The 26,156-nt window shown below is 69.6% G+C and carries 22 protein-coding genes and 1 pseudogene; 18 read left to right on the top strand and 5 right to left on the bottom strand.

What is annotated here, in order from left to right; genetic code table 11:
- Window positions 1-5: 5 nt before the first annotated feature.
- From ACOAMO_RS11925 to ACOAMO_RS11940, 4 genes are read left to right on the top strand one after another with little or no spacing between them, the layout of a single operon-like run.
- Window positions 6-1,964 (top strand): primosomal protein N', encoded by a 1,959-nt coding sequence (locus tag ACOAMO_RS11925; protein ID WP_420177028.1) that lies wholly within the window; start codon window positions 6-8, stop codon window positions 1,962-1,964.
- 50 nt (window positions 1,965-2,014) lie between these two features.
- Complete coding sequence (gene fmt / locus ACOAMO_RS11930; protein WP_420174991.1) at window positions 2,015-2,962, top strand: methionyl-tRNA formyltransferase; 948 nt, start codon at window positions 2,015-2,017, stop codon at window positions 2,960-2,962.
- On the top strand, window positions 2,959-4,338 hold the full coding sequence (locus tag ACOAMO_RS11935; protein WP_420174992.1) for an RsmB/NOP family class I SAM-dependent RNA methyltransferase: 1,380 nt from the start codon (window positions 2,959-2,961) through the stop codon (window positions 4,336-4,338). The genes fmt and ACOAMO_RS11935 overlap by 4 nt, the downstream gene beginning before the upstream one ends.
- A complete protein-coding gene (locus ACOAMO_RS11940; protein ID WP_420174993.1) occupies window positions 4,335-5,195 on the top strand; it encodes a hypothetical protein in 861 nt (286 codons plus the stop codon). Before ACOAMO_RS11935 ends, ACOAMO_RS11940 begins: the two co-directional genes overlap by 4 nt.
- Before the next feature lie 61 nt (window positions 5,196-5,256).
- On the opposite strand, the gene ACOAMO_RS11945 is transcribed toward ACOAMO_RS11940, so the two are convergent.
- Entirely contained in the window at window positions 5,257-6,474 is a 1,218-nt protein-coding gene (locus ACOAMO_RS11945) for a saccharopine dehydrogenase family protein (RefSeq protein ID WP_420174994.1), read from the bottom strand.
- A gap of 31 nt (window positions 6,475-6,505) precedes the next feature.
- Here ACOAMO_RS11945 and rpe point away from each other — a divergent pair, with 31 nt between their 5' ends.
- Both rpe and ACOAMO_RS11955 read left to right on the top strand, forming a co-directional pair.
- Window positions 6,506-7,171: a ribulose-phosphate 3-epimerase gene (rpe, locus tag ACOAMO_RS11950; protein ID WP_420174995.1), complete on the top strand. Its 666-nt coding sequence runs from the start codon at window positions 6,506-6,508 to the stop codon at window positions 7,169-7,171.
- A gap of 2 nt (window positions 7,172-7,173) precedes the next feature.
- Entirely contained in the window at window positions 7,174-7,533 is a 360-nt protein-coding gene (locus ACOAMO_RS11955) for an SdpI family protein (RefSeq protein ID WP_420174996.1), read from the top strand.
- Between the two features lie 26 nt (window positions 7,534-7,559).
- On the opposite strand, the gene ACOAMO_RS11960 is transcribed toward ACOAMO_RS11955, so the two are convergent.
- Window positions 7,560-8,396 carry a PAC2 family protein gene (locus ACOAMO_RS11960; protein ID WP_420174997.1) on the bottom strand — a complete coding sequence of 279 codons (837 nt, stop codon included), beginning with the start codon at window positions 8,394-8,396 and terminating at the stop codon, window positions 7,560-7,562.
- A gap of 55 nt (window positions 8,397-8,451) precedes the next feature.
- Here ACOAMO_RS11960 and ACOAMO_RS11965 point away from each other — a divergent pair, with 55 nt between their 5' ends.
- Together ACOAMO_RS11965 and metH are read left to right on the top strand one after the other, a co-directional pair.
- On the top strand, window positions 8,452-9,465 hold the full coding sequence (locus ACOAMO_RS11965) for a zinc-dependent alcohol dehydrogenase family protein (RefSeq protein ID WP_420174998.1): 1,014 nt from the start codon (window positions 8,452-8,454) through the stop codon (window positions 9,463-9,465).
- A 218-nt stretch (window positions 9,466-9,683) separates the two neighbouring features.
- The gene (gene metH, locus ACOAMO_RS11970; RefSeq protein WP_420174999.1) at window positions 9,684-13,175 is read left to right on the top strand and encodes a methionine synthase; all 3,492 of its coding nucleotides are present in this window, start codon (window positions 9,684-9,686) and stop codon (window positions 13,173-13,175) included.
- Window positions 13,176-13,278: 103 nt separating this feature from the next.
- Here the strand turns inward: metH and ACOAMO_RS11975 are convergent, their stop codons facing one another.
- Window positions 13,279-14,535 (bottom strand): S49 family peptidase, encoded by a 1,257-nt coding sequence (locus ACOAMO_RS11975; RefSeq protein ID WP_420175000.1) that lies wholly within the window; start codon window positions 14,533-14,535, stop codon window positions 13,279-13,281.
- A 167-nt stretch (window positions 14,536-14,702) separates the two neighbouring features.
- On the opposite strand from ACOAMO_RS11975, the gene ACOAMO_RS11980 reads away from it, so the two are divergent.
- Both ACOAMO_RS11980 and arc read left to right on the top strand, forming a co-directional pair.
- Window positions 14,703-16,346, top strand: coding sequence for an HAD-IA family hydrolase (locus ACOAMO_RS11980; protein ID WP_420175001.1), 1,644 nt, complete (start codon window positions 14,703-14,705; stop codon window positions 16,344-16,346).
- Window positions 16,347-16,349: 3 nt separating this feature from the next.
- Window positions 16,350-17,957, top strand: coding sequence for a proteasome ATPase (gene arc, locus ACOAMO_RS11985; RefSeq protein ID WP_420175002.1), 1,608 nt, complete (start codon window positions 16,350-16,352; stop codon window positions 17,955-17,957).
- Between the two features lie 25 nt (window positions 17,958-17,982).
- Here arc and ACOAMO_RS11990 read toward each other — a convergent pair whose 3' ends face one another.
- Window positions 17,983-18,351, bottom strand: coding sequence for a DUF3054 domain-containing protein (locus tag ACOAMO_RS11990; protein WP_420175003.1), 369 nt, complete (start codon window positions 18,349-18,351; stop codon window positions 17,983-17,985).
- A gap of 63 nt (window positions 18,352-18,414) precedes the next feature.
- On the opposite strand from ACOAMO_RS11990, the gene dop reads away from it, so the two are divergent.
- The 8 genes and pseudogenes from dop (at window position 18,415) to ACOAMO_RS12030 (ending at window position 25,907) form a co-directional block, all read left to right on the top strand.
- A complete protein-coding gene (gene dop, locus ACOAMO_RS11995; RefSeq protein ID WP_420175004.1) occupies window positions 18,415-19,905 on the top strand; it encodes a depupylase/deamidase Dop in 1,491 nt (496 codons plus the stop codon).
- 66 nt (window positions 19,906-19,971) lie between these two features.
- Complete coding sequence (locus ACOAMO_RS12000) at window positions 19,972-20,112, top strand: ubiquitin-like protein Pup (RefSeq protein WP_420177029.1); 141 nt, start codon at window positions 19,972-19,974, stop codon at window positions 20,110-20,112.
- Window positions 20,109-21,191, top strand: a complete 1,083-nt coding sequence (locus ACOAMO_RS12005) for a prephenate dehydrogenase (RefSeq protein ID WP_420175005.1) — start codon at window positions 20,109-20,111, stop codon at window positions 21,189-21,191. Before ACOAMO_RS12000 ends, ACOAMO_RS12005 begins: the two co-directional genes overlap by 4 nt.
- A 10-nt stretch (window positions 21,192-21,201) precedes the next feature.
- Window positions 21,202-21,309, top strand: a pseudogene (locus ACOAMO_RS12010) (hypothetical protein); the annotation flags it as partial.
- Between the two features lie 129 nt (window positions 21,310-21,438).
- A complete protein-coding gene (cmk, locus tag ACOAMO_RS12015) occupies window positions 21,439-22,134 on the top strand; it encodes a (d)CMP kinase (RefSeq protein ID WP_420177030.1) in 696 nt (231 codons plus the stop codon).
- Window positions 22,127-22,996 carry a lysophospholipid acyltransferase family protein gene (locus ACOAMO_RS12020; RefSeq protein ID WP_420175006.1) on the top strand — a complete coding sequence of 290 codons (870 nt, stop codon included), beginning with the start codon at window positions 22,127-22,129 and terminating at the stop codon, window positions 22,994-22,996. Before cmk ends, ACOAMO_RS12020 begins: the two co-directional genes overlap by 8 nt.
- 10 nt (window positions 22,997-23,006) lie before the next feature.
- Complete coding sequence (gene der / locus ACOAMO_RS12025; RefSeq protein ID WP_420175007.1) at window positions 23,007-24,419, top strand: ribosome biogenesis GTPase Der; 1,413 nt, start codon at window positions 23,007-23,009, stop codon at window positions 24,417-24,419.
- Window positions 24,420-24,461: 42 nt separating this feature from the next.
- Window positions 24,462-25,907, top strand: a complete 1,446-nt coding sequence (locus ACOAMO_RS12030) for a xylulokinase (protein ID WP_420175008.1) — start codon at window positions 24,462-24,464, stop codon at window positions 25,905-25,907.
- A gap of 2 nt (window positions 25,908-25,909) precedes the next feature.
- Here ACOAMO_RS12030 and ACOAMO_RS12035 read toward each other — a convergent pair whose 3' ends face one another.
- Window positions 25,910-26,152 (bottom strand): hypothetical protein, encoded by a 243-nt coding sequence (locus tag ACOAMO_RS12035; RefSeq protein WP_420175009.1) that lies wholly within the window; start codon window positions 26,150-26,152, stop codon window positions 25,910-25,912.
- Window positions 26,153-26,156: the final 4 nt, after the last annotated feature.

Here is a 26,156-nt window from a genome sequence, read left to right on the forward strand (position 1 = left end):
AGGTGATGGATCTGCCCGTGGCTCGCTGTGCCGTCGACGTGCCCTTGGCGCACCTTGATCGATTCTTCGACTACGAGGTGGGCGAGGCACTCGACGAGGCCGCGGTGCCGGGGGCCCGGGTGCGAGTGCGCTTCGCCGGCAAGCTGCGGGACGGTTTCGTCGTGGAGCGGCTGGCCTCCAGTGACTCGGGGGTGAAGCTGGCCAAGCTGGAGAAGGTCATCAGTTCCGAGCCCGTGCTGGGCCCCGAGCAGGTGGCGCTGGTCAGGGCGGTGGCCGACCACTGCGCCGGGACCTTCAGCGACGTGCTGCGGCTGGCCGTCCCGCCGCGTCATGCCGCCACCGAGAAGGCCGAACAAAAACCGTGGCCCGAACCGGACCTGCCCGAATCGGTCGAAGGCCCCCTGCCGGGATACCCGCTGGGCACGGACCTGCTCGACCGCTTGGCGCAGGGGCAGTCGCCGCGCACCTTCTGGCAGGTGGCCCCCAGCGCCGCGCAGGATCCGTGGCAGGGTCTGGCCCAGGCCACCGTCGCGACGCTGCGCTCCGGGCGAGGGGTGCTGCTGCTGGTACCCGACGTGAAGGATCTGGAGGCGCTGCGGGAGCGTGTCGCCACGGTGGTGGGCGGGGCCGCGATCGCCGTGCTGCACGCCGATCTGGGCCCCTCGGCGCGCTACCGCAACTTCCTGGCCATGTCCCGGGGGCAGGCCCAGGTGGTGATCGGCACCCGGGCCGCGGTCTTCGCGCCGGTCCACGAGCTGGGGCTGGTGGCCCTGTGGGATGACGGGGACGACCTGTGGTCGGAGCCCCGGGCCCCCTACTTCCATGCCCGGGACGTCGCAGCGATTCGGGCCACCCAACAGAAGTGTGCGCTGCTGCTGGCCGCTCGGGGCCGCAGTTGCGAGGTGCAGCAGTGGGTGGAGCGGCGCTGGCTCCTGCCCGTCGAACTGCCCGGTGCGCAGGCGCGTCAGCAGGCGCCCGCCGTCCGGGTGGCCGCCGACTCCGACCGCGCCCTGGAGCGCGACCCGATGGCCGCCCAGGTGCGCCTGCCCAACCTGGTCTTCGAGACCATCCGTCGCGGGCTGGTCTCCGGGCCGGTGCTCATCCAGGTGCCGCGGCAGGGCTACCTGGTGGCCCTGTCCTGCCAGACCTGCCGCACCTCGGTGCGGTGCCCCTCCTGCCAGGGGCCGGTGCAGGGGCAGCGGCGGGAGGGCACCCAGCAGTTGTCGTGCCGCTGGTGCGGGCACCTCGTGGTCGGGTGGCGTTGCCAGACCTGCGGTGACCACCGGCTGCGTGCCCCCGTGGTGGGCTCCACCCGCACCGGCGAGGAGTTGGGACGTGCCTTTCCCGGCACGACGGTGGTGGATTCCTCAGGTGACCACGTGCGCCAACAGGTGGGCAGCACGCCCGCGCTGGTGATCGCCACGCCCGGAGCCGAACCGGTCGCCGAGGGCGGCTACTCGGCGGCGGTGCTCTTGGACACCCTGATGCAGCTGTCGCGGCCAGACCTGAGGGTCTCCGAGGAGGCACTGCGCAGGTGGTGCAACGTGCTCGGTCTGGTGCGCCCGGGCCTCGACGGCGGCACCGTGGCCGTGGTGGGGCCCAGTGATGACCGCACCGTGCAGGCCCTGGTGAGGGTGGACCCGCCAGGCTTCGCCGCGCGGGAGCTGGCGGATCGCTTCGAGGCCCGCTTCCCGCCGGCGGTCAAGTTCGTGACGCTGGAGGGCACGGCCGCGGCCGTGGAGGAGATGGTGCAGCAGGCCACCTTGCCGGAGGTGGTCGACGTGCTCGGACCGGTGCCGGTGGGCACCGTGGGCGAGGCGGAGGTCTCACGCCTGACCCTGCGCACGCCCCTGCCCCTTGGTCGTGAGCTGGTGGCCGCGGTGAAGGCGGCCAGTGCCGTGCGATCGGCCAAGAAGGCCCCCGGTGCGGTGCGGGTGCGAGTCGACCCTGTGGAGTTGCAGTAGCGGCCACGGACTCACAGGAGCCTCTAGGGCGATCAGGATAGGTTGGCCGCGTGAAGATCGTCTTTGCCGGAACACCGGAGGTTGCAGTCCCCACTCTCGACGCACTCGTCGAAGCAGGTCACGAGGTGCTGGGGGTGGTCACCCGTCCGGATGCGCCGGCCGGCCGCGGCAAGAAGCTCACCGCCTCTCCGGTGGCCGTGCGGGCCCAGGAACTGGGCCTGGAGGTGGTCAAGCCCCAGCACCCCCGTGACGAGGACTTCGTCGGCTGGCTGACGGCCAAGCAGCCGGAGGCATGCCCGGTGGTGGCCTACGGCGCCCTGGTGCCCGAACACGTCCTGGCGATTCCCACCCACGGTTGGGTGAACCTGCACTTCTCCCTGCTGCCCGCCTGGCGCGGCGCAGCGCCGGTGCAGCGCAGCATCATGGCGGGGGAGAGCCTGACCGGCGCCACCACCTTCCGCCTCGTGCCGGAGTTGGATGCCGGCCCGGTCTACGGAAGCATCACCGAGCCCATCGGTGAACTGGACACTTCGGCCGATCTGCTCGCGCGTCTGGCCGGACGTGGGGCTGGCCTGATGGTGGACACGCTGGCAAGCATCGCCTCCGGTGCCCAGCCGCAGCCACAACCGGCCGAAGGCATCAGCCTGGCGCCCAAGATCACCGTCGCCGAGACGCGGATCGACTGGAGCCAACCGGCCCAACAGATCGCTGCCATGGTTCGGGGAGCCCACCCCAGCCCCGGGGCGTGGACCACGCTGGAGGGCCAGCGCTTCAAGGTATCGCTGGCGCGTGTGGCCAGCCTCCCCGACGCAGTGGACGTGCTGCGGCCCGGTCAGCTGCACGCCACCAAGCGGCAGCTGCTGGTGGGCACCGGCGACCATCCCCTCGAACTGCTGCAGGTGCAGGCCTTCGGCAAGAAGCAGATGGCCGGAGCGGACTGGGCCCGTGGTGTGCACCAGCTGCCCGAGGCCTTCGACACGGACGGAGCCCAGGCATGAGCCCCCGCGACCAGCGTCGTCAGCCCGACCGCTTCATCGACCTGGCCCGGATGGCCGCCTTCGACACGCTGCGTGACGTGCACGCCAGCGGTGCCTACGCCAATCTGGCCCTGGCCGAGCAGCAACGTGCCCACGACCTGACCTCGCAGGAAGCGGCGCTGTGCACCGAGCTGGTCAACGGCACCTGCCGCTGGGAGGGCACCTACGACCGCATCATCGAAGCGGCCGGTGGCCGTGCTTTGGGCACCCTCCAACCGGCGATCGTCGACGTACTGCGCCTGGGCACCCACCAGTTGATGGCCATGCGCACCCCCACCCATGCGGCCGTCTCCACGTCGGTCGACCTGGCCGGGATCGCCCTGGGGGAGCGCACCACCGGAGTGGTCAACGCGATCATCCGCAAGGTTGCCGCCCGCAGCTTCGACGAGTGGCTCGACGAACTCACCGCCGGGATGGGCGAACGGGGCGCCCTGGCGCTGCGCACCGGTCATCCCCGCTGGATCGTCGACGCCTGGGCGGCCGTACTGCCCGAGGACGAGCTGGAGGCAGCGCTGCAGGCAGACAATGTGCCGCCGGTGCCCACCCTGGTGGTGCGGCCCGGCCTGGCCGAGCGCGACGAGCTGCTGGGCGAGTCGGCGTCGCCCACCCCCTATTCGCCCTTCGGCGTGATCCGGGAGGGCAACCCCTCGGAACTTGCCGCGGTACGCCAGCGCCGGGCGGGCGTGCAGGACGAGGGTTCGCAGCTGGTGGCCCTGGCCCTGACACGCGTCGAGGACCACAGCCCCACCCAGCAGCAGAAGCGCTGGCTCGACCTGTGCGCTGGCCCCGGCGGGAAGGCCGCGCTGCTGACCGGCCTGGCCCAGCAGGACGGCGCCACGCTGCTGGCCAACGAGGCACACCAGCACCGGGCAGACCTGGTGCGCAAGGCGCTGATGGCCTACCCGGTGAACCAGTGGCAGGTGGTGGTGGGTGACGGCACCAAGCCGCAGTGGCAGCCCGGCTCCTTCAACCGGGTGATGGCCGACGTGCCCTGTTCGGGGCTCGGTTCGCTGCGCCGACGCCCCGAGTCCCGGTGGCGTCGCACTCCGGATGAGGTCCACGAGCTGCACCAGCTGCAGCGAGACCTGCTCGAGTCGGCGATCGAGTCGACCGCACCCGGTGGGGTGATCGCCTATGTCACGTGCTCCCCGCATCGGGCCGAGACCAGCGCGGTGGTCACCGCGGTGGCCGACGACCGCGTCGAGATCCTGGACGCGCCGGCCCACCTTCCCGAGGTGCCCGAGCCCCGGGCCCTGACCGACGAGCGTTTCGTCCAGCTGTGGCCACACCGTCACGGCACCGACGCGATGTTCCTGGCACTGTTGAGACGTCGATGAGCGCCCCCGGCTCAGAGGGTGAGTTCGCTCGCCGACTCACCCAGGCGATCCAGCAGCGGGGTCTGTCCTTGGCCAGGCTGCGGCACCGACTGCAGGAACGCGGTCTGTCGGTCTCGGAGGCGAGCCTGAGCTACTGGTGCACCGGGCGCTCCCGCCCCGCCAGGAATCGCTCTCGTGAGATCGTGCGAGCGCTGGAGGAGATCCTGGAGACCGAGGCCGGCTGGCTGGTCTCGCACATGCCGCAACCAGGTGGCAGCCATACGCTGGCCAAGGTGCTCAACCGGCGCGAACTGCTGGAACAGGCAAGACAGGAATTCCAGTTGGCGAGCTCCGTCGACTGGCGCTTCCTGTCGGTTCACTACCGGGCGGTGATCGACGAGCAACGTCGCAGGCACACCACCCAGACCTGGGCCATGGTTCAGGCGATCTCGGCGCACGCACGCGGCTGGTCAGTGGTGGTGGAGGGCAACGACGGGTACTCGCGTGCCACGGCGTTGGGCCTGGCCCGCATCAATCGTGAGGTGAGGGTGGCCGAGGACCTGACTGTCGTCGAGTTCCAGCTGGACCATTCGGTGGAACGCGGCGGGCGTGTGCTGCTCGGACACGAGATGGCCTTCGACGGGGACAGTCCGCAGAGCAATGCCATGGGCTACGCGTTGAAGCAGCAGATAGACCAGCTGGTGCTGGAGGTCACCTTCGAGGGGGAGATGCCCCGGGAGATCGGCCTCAGCACCCATCACCCCGTGGACCAGTCCGTGACGCTGCACCCGGACCTGCTCTACCGCGGGGAGCACGGGGTGCAGGCCGTGCTGCGCAATGCCGTGGCCGGGCTGCACGAGATCAGCTGGCAGTGGTGAGCCGCCCGGGGCGCAGCGCTCCGGGGATGCCGGGCCGGGTTCGCGTCAGTGGACCCTTGCGTCAGTGGACCTTCGCGTCGAGGGTGAAGCCGCGCGCCCGCAGTCGCTGGGCATAGGGCTGGCCCAGGGCCACCGCCGGTGTGGTGACTCCCGTGGCGAGCCCCTCGTCGTGGGCCAGGGCCAGTGCCGCCTCGCCGATCATCACCGCCGTTCCCTGGTAGCCCGGGTCACGTTGGTCGGCCACCGTCGCGACTACCCGTCGGCCCGAGGTGGTGTCGGCGTGCACCTCCATCGTGAAGTGGCCGCGTTCCCGCGAGCGTTCACTGGGGCCCTCGCCGGGGGAGGGCAGCACCCGGTCGGCCACGTGCCGCAGGCCCGGCGTGGCGAGGCTGGCGACGAAGGCCGGTAGAGCCGCGGCGATCCCGACGCCCTTGGCAAGGCCCGGCAGGCCGCGGCCCGTGTCGTGCATCTCGCGGTAGCGGAAGCCGCGACCATAGCGCCAGCCCAGCAGCGCATTGCTGCGCCGCACGACCTGCTCGTTGTAGCGGGCCATGAAGAAGGGGGCGGCGAACTCGCGGGTGTCGGCGGAGCTCTCCAGCCAGACGAAGGAGTTGCGACGCCCGCGGGGCTCGGGTTCGGCGTCGCGATCCGGGCTCAACGCATAGGGATCCGACGAGGAGCGTCCTGGGGTGCGCACACCGTGGCGCGACGCGTCGATCTGGGTGCGCAGCGCATCGATCGTGCCGCCGGACATGCCCCCGGAGAAGCTGCGCAGGTGCATGGTGGTGCCCAACAGCTCCCCGCCTCCGGCCGCGGCGCAGGCGTCGGCGGCCAGCAGGACCCCTAGGTCGGAGGGAACCGAGTCGAATCCGCAGGCGGTGACCAGGCTGGCGCCGCTGGCCCTGGCGGCCTGGTCGTAGGCGTCGATCATGTCGCGGGCAAAGAGCACCTCACCGTTGAGGTCCACGTAGTGGGTGCCGTGCTGGGCACAGGCACCGGCCGTCGCCATGCCGTACTTGGTGTAGGGCCCCACCACCGAAACCACCACGCGGCTGCGCCGTGCCATCTCTGACAGGGAGGCCGGATCGAAGGCATCGGCCACCAGCAGCGGGACCTCCGGCCGTCCCAGGCCGCCCGCCAAGTCCCGCAACCGATCGCGGTCCCGGCCGGCCAGCGCGATCGTGGTGCCCTGCGGCGCCTGGGCCAGCAGCTCGGCGGCGATCAGCCGGCCCACGAATCCGGTGGCGCCGAAGACGGTGATGTCGAGGTCACGTTCCATGGCCCCGAGCCTACGTCGATAGGCTTGCCGCATGGCCATGCGCATCACACCGTCCATCCTGAACGCCGACCTGTCGAACCTGACCGGGGAGATCTCCCGCATCCCCAGCGCGGATGCGGTCCATCTGGACGTGATGGACAACCACTTCGTCCCCAACCTGACGCTGGGCCTGCCGGTGGTGGAGTGCATCCGCAAGAACACCGAGAAGTTCCTCGACATCCACCTGATGATCGCCAATGCCGACCGGTGGGCCCCGGCCTATGCCGAGGCGGGTGCCGAGAGCGTCACCTTCCACGTGGAGGCCTCCGATGCGCCCATTCGGTTGGCACGCGAGATCCGTGCCCAGGGCGCGCGGGCGTCCATGGGCCTCAAGCCGGCCACCCCGATCGAGCCCTACGAGGACATGCTCGCCGAGCTGGACATGGTGCTATTGATGACGGTGGAGCCCGGCTTCGGAGGCCAGAAGTTCCTCGACCTGGTCCTGCCGAAGATCCGTCGCACCCGGGAGCTGGTCACCAAGACCGGCCAGGACATCTGGGTGCAGGTGGACGGCGGAGTCTCGCTGGAGACCATCGAGCGCTGCGCCGAGGCCGGCGCGGACACCTTCGTCGCCGGATCGGCCGTCTACCGGGCCGATGATCCCGACGCGATGGTCAACGACCTGCGCGACAAGGCGATCCAGGCCTGCAGGCACTGAGCATGACGACTCCGCTGCTGGTCGCCAGCCTGATGGTGGTGCTGGGATCGCTGCTGGGCGTCATCGCCTGGGCCGCGGGCGGACGTCGGCTGCATCCCAATTCCGCGCTGGGCATCCGGACGGCGAGCACCCAGGTCTCCGACGAGGCGTGGTACTCCGGTCAGGCGGCTGCCGCCAGCTGGACCGGCCGGGCTGCGGTCGTGCTGCTGCTGGGTGGTCTGGTCCTGCTGGCCCTGGTGGGTGCCGGAGCGACGCTGGTGGGCTTCAACCTGGTGGCGCTGCCGATCTTCGGCCTGGTCATCTGGCTCTTCGTGCGCAGCGTGCGCGCCGCCGACGAGGCCGCCGGCCGAGCACACGACTGAAGGAGCCCTGCCGGGGGCGCCGGGAGTCAGCGGCCCTGGTTGCGTCGCCTCAGGTAGCGCTGGAACTCGGCGGCGATCGAATCACCAGTGGCGGCGGGAAGGCTCTCCTCGTCCTGGGCGGCCTCGAGCCGAGCGATGTACTCGGCCACGTCGGGATCCTCACTGGCGAGCTCGTTGACCCCGCGCTCCCAGGCCTGCGCCTGGTCTGGCAGGTTGCCGAGGTCCAGCGGAGCCTCCAGCAGGTCCTCGATGCGCACCAGCAGTGCCAGCGTGGCCTTGGGATTGGGTGGATCCGAGACGTAGTGCGGCACCTGCGCCCACAGGGAGACCACCGGCATGCCGGCACTGCGGGCAGCCTCGGCGACCACGCCGACGATCCCGGTGGGGCCCTCGTAGTTGGACGGTTCCAGCCCCAGACGGCTCGCCAGCTCCGGGTCATTCGAGGTTCCCGTGACCGGCAGCGGGCGCGAATGGGGTGAGTCGGTGAGCATCGCGCCCAGCACCACCACCAGCTCGGGCCGCACGCTGCGCAGCGCCGAGACCAGGGCAGCGCTGAAGGAGCGCCACTTCAGGTTGGGCTCGGGACCGCTGACCAGCACCACGTCGCGTTCGGGCAGTTCGGCCACGGAGATCTGCACCGCCGGCCACTCGACCACACGCGGCTGGTCCCCGGTGCCACTGACGCGTGGCCGGTTCACCTGGAAGTCGTAGTAGTCCTCCCCGTCGATCTCGAAGATGACGTCGGCGTCATAGGCCAGGCCCAGGTGGTCCACCACGTGGGTGGCGGCGTCGGAGGCGTCGTTCCAGCCCTCGAAGGCCATCACGACCACCGGGTGGCGCAGGTGCGAGAGGGAATCAGCCATGCGCTCAACACTAGTCCGTCACCGCGCAGGGTGGGCCTGTGCTGCAATGGGCTGCATGCATGGAGCAGTGATTCACGGCGAGCGAGACGTCCGCTACGAGGAACGAACGGATCCGGTCATCCAGGAACCCACCGATGCGATCGTCCGGACGGTGGCCGCGTGCGTGTGCGGCTCGGACCTGTGGCGCTACCGGGGCATCAACGTGGTCGAGGCGCCCACCCCGATCGGGCACGAGTACGTGGGTGTCGTCGAGGCGGTTGGCGATGCCGTCACGCGTGTCTCGGTGGGCGACTTCGTGGTGGGCGGTTTCAAGTACAGCTGCAATGACTGTGCAACCTGCCGCAAGGGGGCTCACGCCAACTGCCCCAACGGCGGCGGTTACGACGGCTGCCAGGCCGAACTGATCCGCATCCCGCAGGCCGACGGCACGCTGGTCGCCACCCCGGGCCGGCCCGACGATGACCTGGTTCCCCACCTGCTGGCATTGTCGGACGTGATGTGCACCGGGTGGCATGCCGCGGTCTGCGCGGGGGTCGGGGCGGGCATGACGGTGGCCGTGGTCGGGGACGGGGCGGTGGGGCTGTCGGCCGTGCTGGCCAGCGTGCAACTGGGGGCCGAGCGGGTGATCGCGATGAGCCGCCACGCAGACCGGCAGGCGCTGGCGCGCGAATTCGGCGCCACTGACATCGTCGCCGAGCGGGGCAAGGAGGGTGTGACCCGCATCCAGCAGTTGACCGACGGCATCGGGGCCGATGCGGTGCTGGAGTGCGTGGGCACCGAGGATGCCCGCAACCAGGCGGCCGAGGCCCTGCGTCCCGGCGGGATGATGGGCGTGGTCGGACTGCCGCACGGTGGGGTGGACGTGGAGCAGATGTTCTGGCAGAACAAGGGCATCCACGGTGGGGTGGCCCCGGTGCGGGCCTATCTGGAGGACTTGCTGCAGCTGGTGTGGCAGCGCCGGATCGAACCCGGCAAGGTCTTCGACCTCGAGCTGCCACTCAGCGAGGTCGCCGCGGCCTACCGGGCGATGGACGAGCGACGTGCCACCAAGGTGATCTTGCGTCCCTGACGGCTCGGGGCCTGCACCGGGTGTGGTGCAGGCCCCGCGCGCTCGCCGCGTGCTTCAGGGCCGGTCGGGGTCCAGGGCGGAACCGGCGCGGGCCCAGACCAGTTCCGACTTGACCTCCTTGCCCTTCGACATGATCGGGGCCGTCGGGCCGAGCTTGAGGGTGTCCACCCATCGTCACCGGAGGGTGAGGATGTTCACACCAACGTAGTGTTGAAATCATGACTTCTTCTCTTCGCGACCTGTTGACCCGCCGAGTTCTCGTGGCCGACGGGGCGATGGGCACGATGTTGCAGGACGTCGAGCTGACCATGGATGACTTCGAGAACCTCGAAGGATGCAATGAGGTGCTCTCGGTCACTCGGCCGGATGTCATCGAGGGCATTCACCGCGCCTACCTGGAGGCCGGGGCCGACCTGGTGGAGACCAACACCTTTGGCACGAACCTCGCGGCGCTGGGGGAGTACGGCATCAGCGACCGGATCGAGGAACTGGCCGAGGCGAGCGCGCGGATCGCCCGCCGCGTGGCCGACGAGTTCACCACCCCCGACAAGCCCCGCTTCGTGCTGGGATCGATCGGGCCGGGCACCAAGCTGCCCACCCTGGGCCACATCACCTTCACCGCGATCCGCGACGCGTACCAGCGCCAGGTGACTGCCATGATCGCCGGCGGCATCGACGCGGTGCAGATCGAGACCTGCCAGGACTTGCTGCAGGCCAAGGCCGCCATCATCGCCACCAAGCGCGCCCGGGAAGAGGCGGGCGTCGACCTTCCCATCTTCGTCAACATCACGGTGGAGACCACCGGCACGATGCTGCTGGGCAGCGAGATCGGCGCCGCGCTCACCGCAATCCAACCGCTCGGGGTCGACGTGATCGGCATGAACTGCGCCACTGGCCCGGCCGAGATGAGCGAGCACCTGCGACACCTGGCCAAGCACTCCAGCGTCGGCGTGGGCTGCATGCCCAATGCCGGGCTGCCGGTGCTCGGCCCCAACGGCGCCACCTACCCGCTGGATGCCGAGGGATTGGCCACGGCCTTGGACCGCTATGCCACCGACTACGGCCTGAGCGTGGTGGGCGGCTGCTGTGGCACGACCCCCGAGCACATCCGGGTACTGGACCAGGCCATCGGGGGCCGGCCGGTCGCCCCGCGGCAGCCGGAGGAGGTCAACGCGGCCTCCAGCCTCTACACCGAGGTGCCCTTCGCCCAGGACGCCAGCTACCTGAGCATCGGCGAGCGCACCAATGCCAACGGGTCCAAGGCCTTCCGGGAGGCGATGCTGGCCGGCAACTTCGACGAGTGCGTCGAGATCGCCAAGGCGCAAATCCGCGACGGTGCGCACCTGCTGGATCTGTGCACCGACTACGTCGGGCGCGATGGCGCCGCCGACATGCGTGCCCTGGCCAGCCGCTTCACCACCGCCGTGACCCTGCCGATCATGCTCGACTCGACCGAACCGGAGGTCATCGAGGCCGGCCTGGAGACGCTGGCGGGGCGCTGCGTGATCAATTCTGTGAACTTCGAGGACGGTGACGGCCCCACCAGCCGCTATGCGCGCGTGATGCCCATCGTGCGCGAGCACGGAGCGGCGGTCGTCGCGCTGACCATCGACGAGGAGGGCCAGGCGCGCACCGCCGAGTGGAAGGTGCGCGTGGCCAGCCGGCTCATCGAGGACCTGACCCAGAACTGGGGCATGGATGTGGGCGACATCCTCGTCGACTGCCTGACCTTCCCGATCGCCACCGGCCAGGAGGAGACCCGCCGCGACGGCATCGAGACCATCGAGGCGATCCGTGAGCTCAAGCGACGCTACCCGGGAGTGCTGACCACCCTGGGCGTCTCGAACATCTCCTTCGGACTCAACCCGGCCGCCCGCATCGTGCTGAACTCGGTCTTCCTGCACGAGTGCGTGCAGGCGGGGCTCGATTCGGCCATCGTGCACGCCGCCAAGATCATGCCGATGGACCGGATCCCCGACGAGCAGCGCGAGGTCGCCCTCGACCTGGTCCACGACCGGCGTCGTGAGGGCTACGACCCCCTGCAGAAGTTCCTCGAGCTCTTCGAGGGCGTCAAGGCCGCAGACATGCGTGCTTCCCGAGCCGCAGAGCTGGCGGCACTGCCGCTGGCCGAACGGTTGCAGCGTCGCATCATCGACGGTGAGGCGAAGGGGCTGGAGGAAGACCTCGACGAGGCGATGCAGACCAAGCCGGCCCTGGACATCATCAACGAGGACCTGCTGGCCGGCATGAAGGTGGTGGGCGACCTGTTCGGTTCGGGCCAGATGCAGCTGCCCTTCGTGCTGCAGTCCGCTGAGGTGATGAAGACCGCGGTGGCCTACCTGGAACCCCACATGGAGGTCACCGACGACACCTCGGGCAAGGGCACGATCGTGCTGGCCACCGTGAAGGGCGATGTGCACGACATCGGCAAGAACCTCGTCGACATCATCGTGAGCAACAACGGCTATTCCGTGGTCAACCTGGGCATCAAGCAGCCGATCAGCGCCATCGTCGAGGCGGCCGAGGCCAACAATGCCGACGCGATCGGCATGAGCGGTCTGCTGGTGAAGTCCACCATGGTGATGAAGGACAACCTGGCCGAGCTCGACCAGCAGGGCCTGGGCACCAAGTACCCGGTGCTGCTGGGTGGTGCCGCGCTGACCCGCGCCTTCGTCGAGCACGACCTCAACGAGCAGTTCTCGGGTGAGGTGCGCTACGCCAAGGACGCCTTCGAGGGCCTGGCGTTGATGGATGCCGTGATGGCGGTCAAGCGCGGCGAGCCGGGCGCCAAGCTGCCCGACGTCAAGCCCCGTCGCGTCCCTCGCGGACCGAGCGTCGAGATCGCCGAGCCCGAACTGGGCGTGCGCAGCGACGTCGCCCGCCCCACGCCCGAGGGTGGCGTCGACGTGCCCACCCCGCCCTTCTGGGGCACCCGCGTGGTGAAGGGGATCCAGCTCGCCGAGGTGACCGAATGGCTCGACGAGCGGGCCACCTTCCTGGGCCAGTGGGGCCTCAAGGGCTTGCGGGACGGTGCCTCCTACGAGGAGCTGGTGGAGACCGAGGGACGCCCGCGCCTGCGGATGTGGCTGGACCGCATCAAGACCGAGGCCTTGGCGGAGTTCGCCGTGGTGCACGGATACTTCCCGTGCTATTCCGCCGACGAGACGCTGGTGGTGCTCGATCCCGACGACCACGGCCGCGAGGCGGCACGCTTCACCTTCCCGCGGCAGCGTCGCGACCGTCGACTCTGCCTGGCCGACTTCTTCCGCGACAAGGAGGAGTTCGACGCGCACGGCCCCGACGTGTTGCCGATGCAGCTGGTCACCATGGGCTCGGCGGTGGCGCGCGAGACGGCGAAGCTGTTCGAGGCGAACTCCTACCGCGACTACCTCGAGCTGCACGGGCTGAGCGTGCAGCTCACCGAGGCGCTGGCGGAGATGTGGCATGCCCGCACCCGTGAGGAACTGGGTTATGCCGCCACCAACTCCGACATCGACAAGGCCATCCAGAAGCAGGACTACCGCGGCTCTCGCTACTCCTTCGGTTACCCGGCCTGCCCGGAGCTGGAGGATCGCACCAAGCTGGTGGAGCTGCTTGAGCCGTGGCGCATCGGGGTGGAGCTGAGCGAGGAGCTGCAGCTGCACCCGGAGCAGTCCACCGACGCGATCGTGGTGCACCACCCGGAGGCCAAGTACTTCAACGCGAAGTAGGGCCTCGACAGGCTCGGCCGCCGGTTTGCCTCGACAGGCTCGGGGACGGGTTCGTTGCCCGAGCCTGTCGAGGGGGGCGTTGCCCGAGCCTGTCGAGGGGTGGTCAGCGGCCGCAGAACTGGGCGGTCGGCCCGTTCCACGCCAGGACCTGCGGCTGGCCGGAGCAGATGACGCTGGTCACCTGCAGCTTGCCCTGCTCGGCCTCCACGGCGGGGGCCTGGCCGGGGATGCGGGACTCGACGCCCAGCAGGCTGTCGAGGAAGCCGGGGACGGCCGCGGCCTCCAGCTTGGTGTCGGCCGGGTCGAGGCCGTTCATCTTCGCGGCCTCGCGGTAGGCGTTGTCGCGGTTCATCACGTCGTCGACCAGCTTCTTCTGCTTGGCCGTCTCGGGGTCGAAGATGTGTGCCCCCAGGTCGTCGCGGATCGTGGCCTCCGGGATGCCGCGGTACTTGCTCACCCAGCCGACGAAGCTGCCGTACTCCTTGGCCAGGCCGTCGCTCCAGGTCTTGCGCTCCTCGGCGGTCATGGCGCGGTAGGGATTGCCGAAGTCCTTGCCCTTGCCCTGGGTGATGTATTCGTTGGTGATGCCGCCCTCGGTGGTGACGCCCTCACCCAGCAGACCGCCGTCGATGGCCTTGACGTCCTTGTACTGCTGGAAGGGGCCCGAGATGACGCCGATGGAGCCCACCAGCGTGCCGTGGTCGGCGACGATCTTGTCGGCGGGCGCCATGGCGAACATGCCGCCCGAGGCGCTCATGCCCTCGACCACTGCCAGCACCTTCTTGCCGGTGCGCTTCTGGTAGCGCTCGATGGCCTCACCGATGGCGCGGGAACCGTTGATGGTGCCACCCGGGGTGTCGAGCCGCAGCACCAACCCGTCGACGTCGTCCTTGCCGATCTTGTCGATGGTGTCGGCCACCTCGTAGCCGTAGGTGGCGGCGGTCAGGCCCATGCCCTGGTCGGCGCCGGCCATGATCGGGCCGCGCACGTCGATGGCGCGCAGCGTCTTGCTGGCATCCTGCTCGCCCCAGACGGTCTCGTAGGTCTCGGAGCCGGCGGTCTTGCCGATCTCCGACAGGCCGGCCGTGGCGCCGGCGAGGATCGCCCCGGTCACCATGCTGCCGATGATCGACAGGGCCAGCAGCACACCACCGGCACCCAGCGCACCGCCCGCACCCAGCCCGAAGCCCTTCTTGAACCAGCCCGTCTGGCGCTGGGCCGGTGCCGGGTAGGGCTGGCCTCCAAAGGCCGGCGGAGCGGGCCTGGCGCCGGACCCCTGCGGTGCAGGCACGGCCGGAGCCGGGTAGTCCAAGGCGGGCCGCTCCTGCGGTTCGGGAGTGCCGGGCTGGTCGTTGCTCATGTAGGGATCCCCTCATGTGTGGTGGATGATGCACCCAATCCTTTCGCACCAACCGGGCCATGACCTGCTCCTTTGGTAGGAATCTGCTCCGTCGTGCGGAGGAAATCCACCCTGCAGCATGCGGCGTGCGCGTTGGCTTGGCCCGCTCTGGAAGAATGGCGGCCATCATGAACAAGACTGCCTACACCGCCGCGCGTCCCGCTGCCGTCCTGTGGGACTTCGACAGCACGATCGTGGACACCGAACCCATCTGGACCCAGTGCGAGATGGCCACGATGGCGCACTACGGGCAGGAGTGGACCGAACAGGACTCCGCTGCGTTGGTGGGCCAGTCCGTCTGGGCGCTCAGCCAGATCTTCGCCGAGCGGATCGGCGAGGGGGTCACCCAGGCCGACACGCTGGCGGTGCTGCAGCAGAAGGCCGTCGAGGCGATGACCACCCGCGGTGAGTCGCTCTTCCTGCCGGGTGCTCGCGAGCTGGTCGACGAGATGCGCGACCAGGGGGTGCGGATGGCCCTGGTGAGCTCCACCCCGCGCAACATCCTGGAGGCGGTGCTCGCCACCCTGCCCGAGTTGGGCTTCGAGGTGATCGTGGGGGGCGACGAGGTGACCGCCAACAAGCCCGATCCCGAGCCCTACCGTCGGGCCGCGGAACTGCTCGGCGTCGACATCACCAAGTGCCTGGTGGTGGAGGACTCACCCACCGGGGCCACGTCGGCCAACGCTGCCGGCGCAGTGGTGGTCGCGGTGCCCTCCACCGTTCCCATCCCCGACGCGCGTCGTCGCGTGGTCATCGACAGCCTGGACCAGGTCACCACCGGCCAGCTCTTCCAGCTCTACCGGCGCTGCATCGGCCAGCCCGCCAAGCTGGTGGCACCCCCGCCGCCGGTCACCCCGCACTACTCGGGTGTCACCGGGGGCCTCTTGCAGGCGGGGGAGCGGGTGACGCTCAGTGACACCAAGGGTCGGCGTCACTCGGTGCTGCTCACGCCCGGCAAGAGCTTCAACTCCTCCAAGGGCGGGGTGCGGCACGAGGAGATGATCGGCAAGCCGGAGGGCATCACCGTCACCGCCGGGAACATGACCTTCCTGGTGCTGCGCCCCTTGATGAGCGACTACATGGTGGCGATGCCGCGCGAGGCAGCGGTCATCTATCCCAAGGATGCCGCGCAGATCCTGATGTGGGGTGACATCTTCCCCGGGGCGCGCGTCCTGGAGGCCGGTGTGGGTTCGGGCGCCCTGAGCATCGCGATGTTGCGCGCCATCGGTCCAGAGGGTCAGCTCAACTCCTATGAGCGCCGGGAGGACTTCGCCGAGGTGGCCCGCAAGAACGTGGAGAACTTTCTGGGGCAGCCGCACCCGGCCTGGAACCTGACGGTGGGTGACCTGGTCGAGTCCATCCGCGACGAACCCATCGATCGCGCCGTGCTGGACATGCTTGCCCCCTGGGAGTGCATCGATGCGGTAGGCGACGTGCTGGTGCCCGGTGGCGTGCTGACCTGCTACGTCGCCACGGCCACGCAGCTCGGACGGGTGGCCGACACCCTGCGCACCCATGGCGGGTGGACCGAGCCGCAGGCCACCGAGACCACCACCCGCGAGTGGCATGCCGAGGGGCTGGCGATCCGCCCCGGCCACGGCAGCACCGGCCACACCGGCTTCCTGGTGCACAGCCGTCGCCTGGCCCCGGGAGTGGAGGCGCCGATGCGCAAGCGTCGCCCGGCACCGGGTGCCTACGGGCCCGACTACCACGGTCCGCGCCCCAAGAATGTCCCGATGAGCAACCAGCAGGTCCCCGAGCAGGAGAGCTGAGCCATGGTCGGCGTCGAGCAACCCTTCACCTCCGGTCAGGGGTACAACCATCGGCTGGAGATCGCCGAGCGACGCATGCAGGACGCCCGCTCCGATGCGCGCAGCCTGGCCGCGCAGAACGAGAAGCTCAACGCCACGCTGCGCGAGGCTCGCCAGAAACTGGTGACGCTGAAGGCCGAGGTGGATGCCCTCAGCGAACCGCCGCTGACCCGGGGCCTGGTGGTCGCCCTGCACGAGGCGCAGGAGGACTTTCCGGCCACCCTGGAGGTGGCGGCGCTGGGCCGGCTGCTGCGTGTGGCGGCGCTGCCACAGGTACTGGCGGAGGCGGCCCCGGGCGACGGGGTACTGCTCAACGAGTCCAGCGTGGCGGTACAACGCTGTGATCCGCAGCCGCGCGGCGACCTGGCCTCGGTGGTGGAGGCCGGGCCGGGTGGGGCCGTGGTGCAGACCAGCAGCGGGGACGAGGTGCTGCTGGGCCTGGTGCCCAGCCTGGACCCGAAGAGCCTCACCGTGGGTGACACGGTGCTGGTGGACCGTCAGGCCGGCCTGGTGCTGGGACGGGTGGCCCGCAGCCGCGTCGAGGAACTGGTGCTGGAGGAGGTGCCCGACGTCAGCTATGCCGACATCGGTGGCCTGGGCGCACAGATCGAACAGATCCGTGATGCCGTCGAGCTGCCCTTCCTGCACCGCGACGCGTACCGCCGCTACCAGCTCACCCCACCCAAGGGGATCCTGCTCTACGGCCCTCCCGGCTGCGGCAAGACGATGATCGCCAAGGCGGTGGCCAATTCCTTGGGCTCGGGGGCCGACGGCCGGGGCGGTTCCTGCTTCCTCAACATCAAGGGCCCCGAGCTGCTCAACAAGTACGTGGGGGAATCGGAACGCCAGGTGCGGGCGATCTTCGAGCGCGCCCGGGAACTCGCCAGTGAGGGCAGGCCGGTGATCGTCTTCTTCGACGAGATGGACTCGCTCTTTCGCACCCGCGGCTCCGGCGTGAGTTCCGACGTGGAGAACACCATCGTCCCGCAGCTGCTCAGCGAGATCGACGGCGTGGAGGGCATCGACAATGTCATCGTGATCGGCGCCTCCAACCGTGAGGACATGATCGATCCGGCGATCCTGCGTCCGGGCCGCCTGGACGTGAAGATCAAGCTGGAGCGCCCCACCCGTGAGGGCGCCGCGGAGATCTTCGCCAAGTACCTCACCGAGCAGACGCCCCTGCATCCGGAGGTGGCTGGAGTGCACGAGCTGATCGAGCTGGCCTGTGAGCAGATCTACGCGCACACCGACCAGAACCGCTTCCTGGAGGTGACCTATGCCAGCGAAGCCAAGGAGGTGCTGTGGTTCGGTGACTTCGCCTCCGGCGCGATGATCCGCAACATCGTCGACCGCGCCAAGAAGTCAGCCATCAAGGACGAGCTGGCCGGCGGGTCGGGAGGGGTCTCGGTGCAGGGGATCGTCGATGCCTGCCGCGCGGAGTACGTCGAGAACGAGGACCTTCCCAACACCACCAATCCCGACGACTGGGCACGCATCAGTGGCAGGCGAGGGGAGCGGATCGTCTTCCTGCGCACGCTGGTGGGGCAGTCCCACGGCCAAGCCCTTGACTGAGGTCAATCCCCGGCTGGTGGCTGAGTCAGCCGTGGGAGACGGCCGCGGGCTGGCGCAGCTTCTTGCGCAGCAGCAGTCGCCAGCCGATCAGGAAGAGGGCCAGGGTGACTGCGGTGACGATGATGAAGGCGGTCGCCGCGGTGCTGCCGGCGGCGACGCGCAGGCTGAGGCCACCCACCACGGTGACCAGCCAGACGAAGACACCCGAGGCCAGGCTCCCCACGTCGCGTCGACGCAACAGCAGGATTGCCCAGGCCACCATGCACGCGGTCAGGAAGGGCCAGGCCACGGGGATCAGGCGCTCGACCAGACTGCCGGAATGGCTGAGGACTCCCATGATGGAGAAGATGACGACCAGAACGAGGTCAACGGCCAGCACAACCTGTTTGCTCATGGCGCCGATGCTACCGAGCTGCCGCGGGGCCGCCGTCCAGCCGTGCCGGGCTAGGCTCCGTTCATGAGCGTGGTGGGTCTGGAAACCGAGTACGGCGTCTTCGTCACCGGGCTCGAGCCCGGCCAGCGCGTCCCCGATCCGATCAGCCTGTCCGAGGCGGTGGTGCAGGCGGTCGAGGCGCCGGGCACCACGTGGGACTATGCCGACGAGCACCCGCTGGTCGATGCCCGTGGCACGGTGCTCCCGCGACGCGTGGCCCATCCCGACCTGCTGACCGACGAGGTGCGCCAGGCCAACCGGTTGCTGGGCAATGGGGGACGAAGCTACGTCGACCACGCCCATCCCGAATGGTCGGGACCCGAGGTGTTGACGGCCAGTGACGCGGTGACCTGGGACCGTGCCGGCGACCGCATCCACACCCTGGCGGCCCAACGCGCGGCCGAGCGCACCGGCTTGCGGATCCACTTGGTGAAGAACACCACCGACAACAAGGGCCGCAGCTATGGCTGTCACGAGAACTACCTGCTGCCGCGCAGCCTGCCCTTCGAGCTGATCGTCGAGCAGTTCCCCGGACATCTGGCCAGCCGGGTGGTGGTTTGCGGCGCCGGACGGGTGGGTCTGGGGCAGCAAGGGCAGGATCCTGGTTTCCAGACGAGCCAGCGCGCGGACTTCTTCGAGCGCCTGGTGGGCCTGGAGACCACGGTGCGTCGACCCCTGGTGAACACCCGAGACGAGCCGCACGCCGACGAACGTGAGTACCGTCGGCTGCACGTCATCACCGGCGACGCCACCCTCAACCAGGTGGCCACCCTGGTGAAGGTGGGATCGGCGCAGTTGGTGCTGCAGGCGATCCGAGCCGGGGCCCGGGTCCCGCAGCCCAGCGACCCGGTGGCGGCCATGTGCACCTTCAGCCGTGATCCCAGCTGCCGCGTGCGGGTCCCGTGCACCGACGGGCAGGCGCGCACCGCCGTGGAGCTGCAAAGGCTGTGGTGGGAGCAGGCACAGCAGGTGGCAGGCAGTCCCGACACCATCGCGGATGCCAGCCTGGTGCTGGAGCACTGGGGCCGGATCCTCGACGACCTGGACGTCGATCCGATGCGCTGCGCCGATCGGGTGGACTGGGTGACCAAACTGCGCCTGCTCGAGGCTGTGCGCGCCCGGCATGGCTGCGGGTGGGATGACCCCCGGTTGTCTGCCCTCGACCTGCGCTACGCCGACCTGACGGAGGGGCTGTTCGACAGGTTGGAGACTGGCGGTGCCGTGCAGCGGCTGGTGGGCGACGACCAGGTATCGCGGGCCATGACCCAACCGCCCCGGCAGACCCGGGCCTGGCTGCGCGGCACCTTGCTGTCCCGATTCGCACCGCACGTGGTGGCCGCCAACTGGGACCGGATCAGCCTGGCGACGCCCACCGGGGTGGCAACCCTGCACCTCACCTCGCCGCTGGTGGGCGGCGAGCAGGAATGGCGCAGTCGGCTGGAGTCCGTGGACGGGCCACTGGCCCTGGTGGAGCTGTGGAAGTCGCTAGGCTGGGATTCCAGTTCCAGCATTTGAGAGGCGAGAGTCGTGAGTGAGCAGCAGCGGGTCAATCGCACCCGTACCGGCCACGAACAAGACGCCGTGGCGCAGCAGGGCCAGGGCGCACAGTCCACGTCGAGCTCCGACGAGGGCTTCGACGCCCTGCTCGACGAGATCGACACCCTGCTGGAGAGCAATGCCGACGACTATGTGCGCAGCTTCGTCCAGAAGGGTGGCCAGTGAGCCTGGTTCCCACCACGGGTGAGCTGGGTCCCGTGGTGGTGATCGGCGCCGGCCTGATCGGCGCCTCCATCGGCATGGCGCTGACCAGCGCCGGTGAACGCGTGCACCTGGTGGACGCCTCGAACGTGCACGCCGTGGTCGCGGCGGGCCTGGGGGCGGGGTTGATCGACTTCCCCCAGACCGAGACCATCCGTCTCGTGGTGGTCGCCACGCCGCCCTCGGCCGTGGTGCAGGAGGTGCTGGAGGCGCTGGAGTTGTCCCCGGACGCCGTGGTGACCGACGTCTCCTCGGTGAAGGGGCGCGTGCTGGACAAGCTGCGGGCCACTGGTGCCGACATCAGCCGCTACGTCGGTTCGCACCCGATGGCTGGTTCACAATTCGCCGGTCCGCTCACGGCCAGTGGCGAGTTGTTCGTCGACCGGACCTGGGTGGTCTGCCCCCGGCTCGACAACGCCCCCGAGCACGTGGAGCGGGTTCGGCAGCTGGCCCGCACCTGTGGCGCGCGCCTGGTGGAGATGGAGGCGGCCGACCATGACGAGGCGGTGGCTCGGGTGAGCCACGTCCCACAGCTGATGAGCAGCCTCACCGCCGGGAACCTGCGCGACGTCCCCGAGCGCCACCTGCAGTTGGCCGGCCAGGGGGTTCGCGACGTCACCCGCATCGCCGCCTCCGATCCCGTGTTGTGGCGCCAGATCATCCAGGCGAACTCGTCGGCCATCCGGCTGGAGCTGGAGGGGATTCGTCGCGACCTGGACGAGTTGTTCGTCGTACTGGACGATCCGACCGGCCTGGAGGGTTTCATGGCCCGCGGCCGCGACGGCGCCAGGACCTTGCCCGGCAAGCACGGCAGCGGCCCGGTGGAGTGGGAGTCCGTCGTCATCGAGATCCCCGACACCCCCGGTGCCCTGGCGCACCTGTTCGCGGACATCGGCGCCGAGGGCGTCAACGTCGAGGACCTCTCGATCGAACACGGCAGCACCCGCGAGGTGGGCTACCTCTCGGTGCAGGTCTCGCCCACCCAGGCCGAACACCTGCGCGAGGTCATGGCAGACAAGGGTTGGACCCTCCGCGTCGTCTGAACCCTTCACGTTGGCCGAGCTCGTCGAGGCCTCCCTCTCGTTGGCCGAGCTCGTCGAGGCCTCCCTCTCGTTGGCCGAGCTCGTCGAGGCCTCCCTCTCGTTGGCCGAGCTCGTCGAGGCCTCCCTCTCGTTGGCCGAGCTCGTCGAGGCCTCCCTCTCGTTGGCCGAGCTCGTCGAGGACCTCCTCTCGCTGGCCGAGCCTGTCGAGGACCTCCTCTCGCTGGCCGAGCCTGTCGAGGTCACGGGGATGTCGGCACGGCCCGCTAGCCTGTTGTCCGTGACCGACAGCCTTCTCATCGCCATCGACGGACCCAGTGGTTCCGGCAAGTCCAGCACCTCGCGCGGAGTGGCCCAGCGCCTCGGCCTGGCCTACCTCGACACCGGATCCCTGTACCGGGCGGCAGCGATCGCCTTCCTCGAATCCGGTCTGGAGGCCTCCCAGGCCGATGAGGTGGCGAAGCTGGTGCGTGGTGCCCGGATCGTGCCGGGCACCGATCCAACCAACCCGTCGATCAGTCTGGATGGACGCGACGTCACCGACGAGATCCGTGAGCCGCGCGTCAGCGCCAAGGTCTCGGCGATCGCCACCAACCTGGCGGTCCGCGAGGCGCTGACCCGTCAGTTCCGTCAGATCATCGCCGACCACGACCGTCGCATCGTCGTGGAGGGACGTGACATCACCACCGTCGTCGCGCCGGATGCCGACCTGCGCATCCTGCTGGTGGCAGACCCGGCAGCCCGCATCGCGCGTCGCCAGGCCGAGCTGGGCGGCGCGGTGGACACCGCCCAGGTCACCGACCAGGTGGTGCGCCGCGATCGTGACGACGCCACCGTCAGCCAGTTCGAGGAGCCCGCGGAGGGGGTCGAGTTGGTCGACTCGACCTTCCTGAACCTCGACGAGGTGATCGACAAGATCTGCGGCATGGTGCCCACCCATGACTGAGCCCACCCCGGCCCCCGCGCCTGGCTCCGCCCCGTTCCCCGAGCCTGTCGAGGGGGCCTCGACAAGCTCGGCCGCCGGAATCAACTCCGCCTCCTTCCCCGAGCCTGACCCCTCGTTCCCCGAGCCTGTCGAGGGGGCCTCGACAAGCTCGGCCGCCGAGATCGGGTTCACGGCAGCGCGGAAGGCGGCCATGAGCCTTCCGCGTACGGATCGGGTGCGGACGGGGGCCCCGCTGATGGATCGCCTGCAACCCCTCCTGGGCGCACTGGTGCGTCGGGTGTGGAAGCTGCAGGAACACCACGCCGAGCGCGTCCCCACCGACGGGCCGGTGATCCTCGCGGTCAACCACGTCGGCATCCTCGACGGGCCGATGGTGGTGGCCATCACGCCGCACGGCCAGGCGATGGCCAAGCGCGAGCTGTGGGGCAATGCGGTGCTGGCGCGGGTGCTCGACGCGCTGGGGCAGATCCCGATCGATCGCTGGAATCCCGATCCGGGCTGCTTGCGGCAGTGCATCGCGCTGCTGCGCGCCGGGCGTCGACTGGTGATCTTTCCCGAATCGCACCGGGGCGCCGGCGATTTCGCCCGCTTCCGTCGCGGCGCCGCCTATCTGGCACTGACCACGGGAGCGCCTGTCGTCCCCGTCGCGCTGATCGGGACCGCGATCGGTGGAACCGGGCTGCGCTCGATTCCGCGGCCGGGCATGCCCGTGCACGTCGTGTACGGTTTACCAGTTGCGGTGCAGGCCCAGGAGTGGCCACGCACCGCCGGTGAGGTCGCGGATCTCACCGAACGTCTGCGCTCGGTCTGTGCGCAGCACGTCCAGCAGGCACAGCAGGAGCTGGGCCTGGAACTGCACTGAAGGACCTGTCATGACCGATACCCCTGATTTCTCCGACTCCGGCTTCTCCGAGGCCGATTTCACCCAGGTCGAGTACATCGACCACGTCCACGGCGAGCCCGCTGCCATCAAGCCTGTGCTGGCCGTCGTGGGCCGGCCCAATGTGGGCAAGTCGACGCTGGTCAACCGCATCCTGGGCCGTCGTGAGGCCGTCGTCCAGGACACCCCGGGTGTGACTCGCGACCGGGTCAGCTACGACGCCAACTGGAATGGACGCGAGTTCGTGTTGGTGGACACCGGCGGGTGGGTCAGCGACGCCAAGGGGCTGTCGCACCAGATTGCCGAGCAGGCAGAGCTGGCCATCATGGCCGCCGACGCGGTGCTGTTCGTGGTCGATGCCACCGTCGGCACCACCGATGAGGACGAGGCCGTGGTGCAGGTGCTGCGGCGCAGCAAGAAGCCCGTCGTGCTGGCCGCCAACAAGGTGGACGACCAGCGCACCGAGGGTGAGGCCGCCACCATGTGGAATCTGGGCTTGGGCCAGCCGTGGCCCATCTCGGCCATCCACGGCCGTGGCACCGGCGACCTGCTCGACGCGGTGCTCGAGGCCCTGCCCGAGGCCCCCCCGGAGCGTCACGTGGAGCTGGGCGGCCCCCGTCGCATCGCCATCGTCGGCAAGCCCAATGTGGGCAAGAGCTCCCTGCTGAACAAGCTCTCGGGCCAGCAGCGCTCGGTGGTCAGCGACATCTCCGGCACCACCGTCGATCCCGTCGACGAGCTGTGCGAGGTGGGGGGCCAGCTCTACCGACTGATCGACACGGCCGGCATCCGCAAGCGGGTGAAGGAGGCCAGCGGACACGAGTACTACGCCAGCCTGCGCACCCAGGGTGCCATCGAGCGTGCCGAGGTGTGCGTGGTGGTCATCGACGCCTCCGAGCCGGTCAGCGAACAGGACCTGCGCATCCTCAGCAATGTGGAGAACACCGGCAAGGCACTGGTGATCGCCTACAACAAGTGGGACCTCACCGACGAGGAGCGTCGTCGCTACCTGGACCGGGAGATCGAGCGAGACCTGCACCCCTTCAAGTGGGCGCCCAGCGTCAACATCTCCGCGTTGACCGGCCGGAACGTCGACAAGCTCTCCAAGGCGATCGAGGAGGCGCTGGAAGGCTGGGAGACCCGGGTGTCCACCGGCAAGCTCAACGCCTTCCTCGGGCGGGTCACCGCGGCCCATCCGCACCCGGTGCGCGGTGGCAAGCAGCCGCGCGTGCTGTTCGGCACGCAGGCCCAGAACTGCCCGCCCACCTTCGTGCTGTTCACCTCCGGCCAGATCGACCAGGGCTACCAGCGCTTCATCGAGCGGCGACTGCGTGAGGACTTCGGGTTCAGCGGCAGCCCCGTCCACGTCGAGGTACGCGCCCGCGAGAAGCGCGGCAAGAAGTAGCCTCCTGCTTCGAGCCCATCCCCGTCCCCGCTAGGAGCTGACATGGACCGCCTGCACGCCGGTGTCGATCTGGGTACCTCTCGGGTGAAGGTGGTGCTGGCCAACGCCGAGGGGCAGGTGGTGGAGCGCCACCAGGCCGACATCCCCACCAGTACCGGGCCCGGGGGTGAGATGGAGCAGGACCCGAGCCACTGGTGGCAGGCCCTGCGCACGGCACTGGCGCATTGCGAGCATGCCGAGCAGATCACCGCGATCGGCCTGACCGGCCAGATGCAGGACCTGGTACCGGTCGTCGGTGCCAGGCCGCTGCGCCGCGCCCTGCTCTACAGCGACGTGCGCGCAGGCGCCCAGTTCGACCGTCTGCAGTACCTGGTGTCCAACTGGGAGGCCATCACCGCCAACCAGCAGGACGCCAGCTGCGTCCCCGCCAAACTGGGGTGGTTGGCCCAGCACGAACCGCAGACCCTGCAGCGAGCCCGACACGTGCTGTTGGGCAGCCCCGGTTACGTGATGCTGCGCATGACTGGCCGGGCGGTCTGCGATCCGGTGACGGCCTCCACCACTGGTCTGCTGGACGTCACGGCGCGCGACTGGTCCCAGACCGTCCTGGAGGCGTGCGGCACCAGTAAGGAGCTGATGCCAGAGTTGGTCGACGGGGCAGTGGGGGAGTTGTCGGCGGCTGCCGCCCATGATCTGGGACTGACCCCGGGAATCCCGGTGGTGCATGGCATGGGTGATGCCGGTGCGGCCACCGACGGACTGGTGGGCAGTGAGGCGGGCAGCGCCTACCTGCACCTCGGCACCACGGGCTGGGTCGCCGGTGTGGTCGACGGGCTGCCCACCGAGCCCTCTGCGACGCACGCCCTGGTGATGCCCGGGTGGTCCTCGTCCCTGCGGATCGGCTCGGTGCTCTCGGCCGGCGCCGCCGCGGAATGGGCGCGGCGCAGCTTCTTCGAGGACTTCGGTTTCGCCGAGCTGGACCAGGTCCTGTCAGAGCGCGTGCTCCAACTCGACAACCGGCCCTTGTGCCTGCCGGGGCTGGGCGGGGAGCGTACGCCGGTGCGTGATGCAGCCCTGCGCGGCACCTTCGTCGGCGTCACTCGTTCCACCGACCCGGGCGATCTGTACCTGGCCACCCTCACCGGCGTCGCGATGGGGTTGCGTCACGCGGCTGACGAGATGGGCTGGCGCCAGGAGCGCATCCTGCTGGCCGGTGGGGGAGCCGACAGCACCCTGTGGCGGCAGGTGCTGGCCGACGTCTTCGACGCCGAGGTGGTGTGCGGCAGCCTTCCCGATCCGGGTGCCTGGTCGGCGCTTCGTGCTGCCGCCCGGGCCGCGGGGGTGCAGCCACCCGCGCCACTGGGGGAGTCGGCAGGACAGCTGCAGGTGACCGAGCCGTCCTTTGTCGCGGACCAGTACGAAGAACTGATCGGGGCGCACCGCGCGCTGTACGACGCGGTGGCCCCGATCTGTCAGGTGCTGTCCTGAGCTCAGTCGCCCGAGGGAGTCCTGACCTTGAGCGGGCTCATCCGAGACCGCAGGACGAACAGCACTCCTCCCACGAGCAGGACCAAGCCGGCAATGAGGTTGGCGTTGATGCCGCCGGTCTTGCCCAGCGCAGGGTCTGCCAGCAGACCCATGGCGGTGAGGATGATGCCCAGGATGGTGAGCATGGCGCCGATGATCGCCCGGATGTCGAGCGGCTTGGGGCGTCGACTGGTGGATGGATTCATGGTC

Origin of the sequence: Luteococcus struthionis, assembly GCF_048595755.1 — a bacterium.
Lineage (GTDB): Bacteria > Actinomycetota > Actinomycetes > Propionibacteriales > Propionibacteriaceae > Luteococcus.

Excerpts from the sequence above, each read along its gene's own strand:
- cmk (WP_420177030.1), top strand. The coding sequence starts at position 21,439 with ATGTCGGCACGGCCCGCTAGCCTGTTGTCCGTGACCGACAGCCTTCTC.
- ACOAMO_RS12030 (WP_420175008.1), top strand. The coding sequence starts at position 24,462 with ATGGACCGCCTGCACGCCGGTGTCGATCTGGGTACCTCTCGGGTGAAG.
- ACOAMO_RS11935 (WP_420174992.1), top strand. The coding sequence starts at position 2,959 with ATGAGCCCCCGCGACCAGCGTCGTCAGCCCGACCGCTTCATCGACCTG.
- ACOAMO_RS12035 (WP_420175009.1), bottom strand. The coding sequence starts at position 26,152 with ATGAATCCATCCACCAGTCGACGCCCCAAGCCGCTCGACATCCGGGCG.
- ACOAMO_RS11940 (WP_420174993.1), top strand. The coding sequence starts at position 4,335 with ATGAGCGCCCCCGGCTCAGAGGGTGAGTTCGCTCGCCGACTCACCCAG.
- ACOAMO_RS11980 (WP_420175001.1), top strand. The coding sequence starts at position 14,703 with ATGAACAAGACTGCCTACACCGCCGCGCGTCCCGCTGCCGTCCTGTGG.
- ACOAMO_RS12020 (WP_420175006.1), top strand. The coding sequence starts at position 22,127 with ATGACTGAGCCCACCCCGGCCCCCGCGCCTGGCTCCGCCCCGTTCCCC.
- ACOAMO_RS11960 (WP_420174997.1), bottom strand. The coding sequence starts at position 8,396 with ATGGCTGATTCCCTCTCGCACCTGCGCCACCCGGTGGTCGTGATGGCC.
- ACOAMO_RS11965 (WP_420174998.1), top strand. The coding sequence starts at position 8,452 with ATGCATGGAGCAGTGATTCACGGCGAGCGAGACGTCCGCTACGAGGAA.
- metH (WP_420174999.1), top strand. The coding sequence starts at position 9,684 with ATGACTTCTTCTCTTCGCGACCTGTTGACCCGCCGAGTTCTCGTGGCC.
- ACOAMO_RS11945 (WP_420174994.1), bottom strand. The coding sequence starts at position 6,474 with ATGGAACGTGACCTCGACATCACCGTCTTCGGCGCCACCGGATTCGTG.
- der (WP_420175007.1), top strand. The coding sequence starts at position 23,007 with ATGACCGATACCCCTGATTTCTCCGACTCCGGCTTCTCCGAGGCCGAT.
- ACOAMO_RS11955 (WP_420174996.1), top strand. The coding sequence starts at position 7,174 with ATGACGACTCCGCTGCTGGTCGCCAGCCTGATGGTGGTGCTGGGATCG.
- rpe (WP_420174995.1), top strand. The coding sequence starts at position 6,506 with ATGGCCATGCGCATCACACCGTCCATCCTGAACGCCGACCTGTCGAAC.
- ACOAMO_RS11925 (WP_420177028.1), top strand. The coding sequence starts at position 6 with ATGGATCTGCCCGTGGCTCGCTGTGCCGTCGACGTGCCCTTGGCGCAC.
- ACOAMO_RS11975 (WP_420175000.1), bottom strand. The coding sequence starts at position 14,535 with ATGAGCAACGACCAGCCCGGCACTCCCGAACCGCAGGAGCGGCCCGCC.
- ACOAMO_RS11990 (WP_420175003.1), bottom strand. The coding sequence starts at position 18,351 with ATGAGCAAACAGGTTGTGCTGGCCGTTGACCTCGTTCTGGTCGTCATC.
- dop (WP_420175004.1), top strand. The coding sequence starts at position 18,415 with ATGAGCGTGGTGGGTCTGGAAACCGAGTACGGCGTCTTCGTCACCGGG.
- arc (WP_420175002.1), top strand. The coding sequence starts at position 16,350 with ATGGTCGGCGTCGAGCAACCCTTCACCTCCGGTCAGGGGTACAACCAT.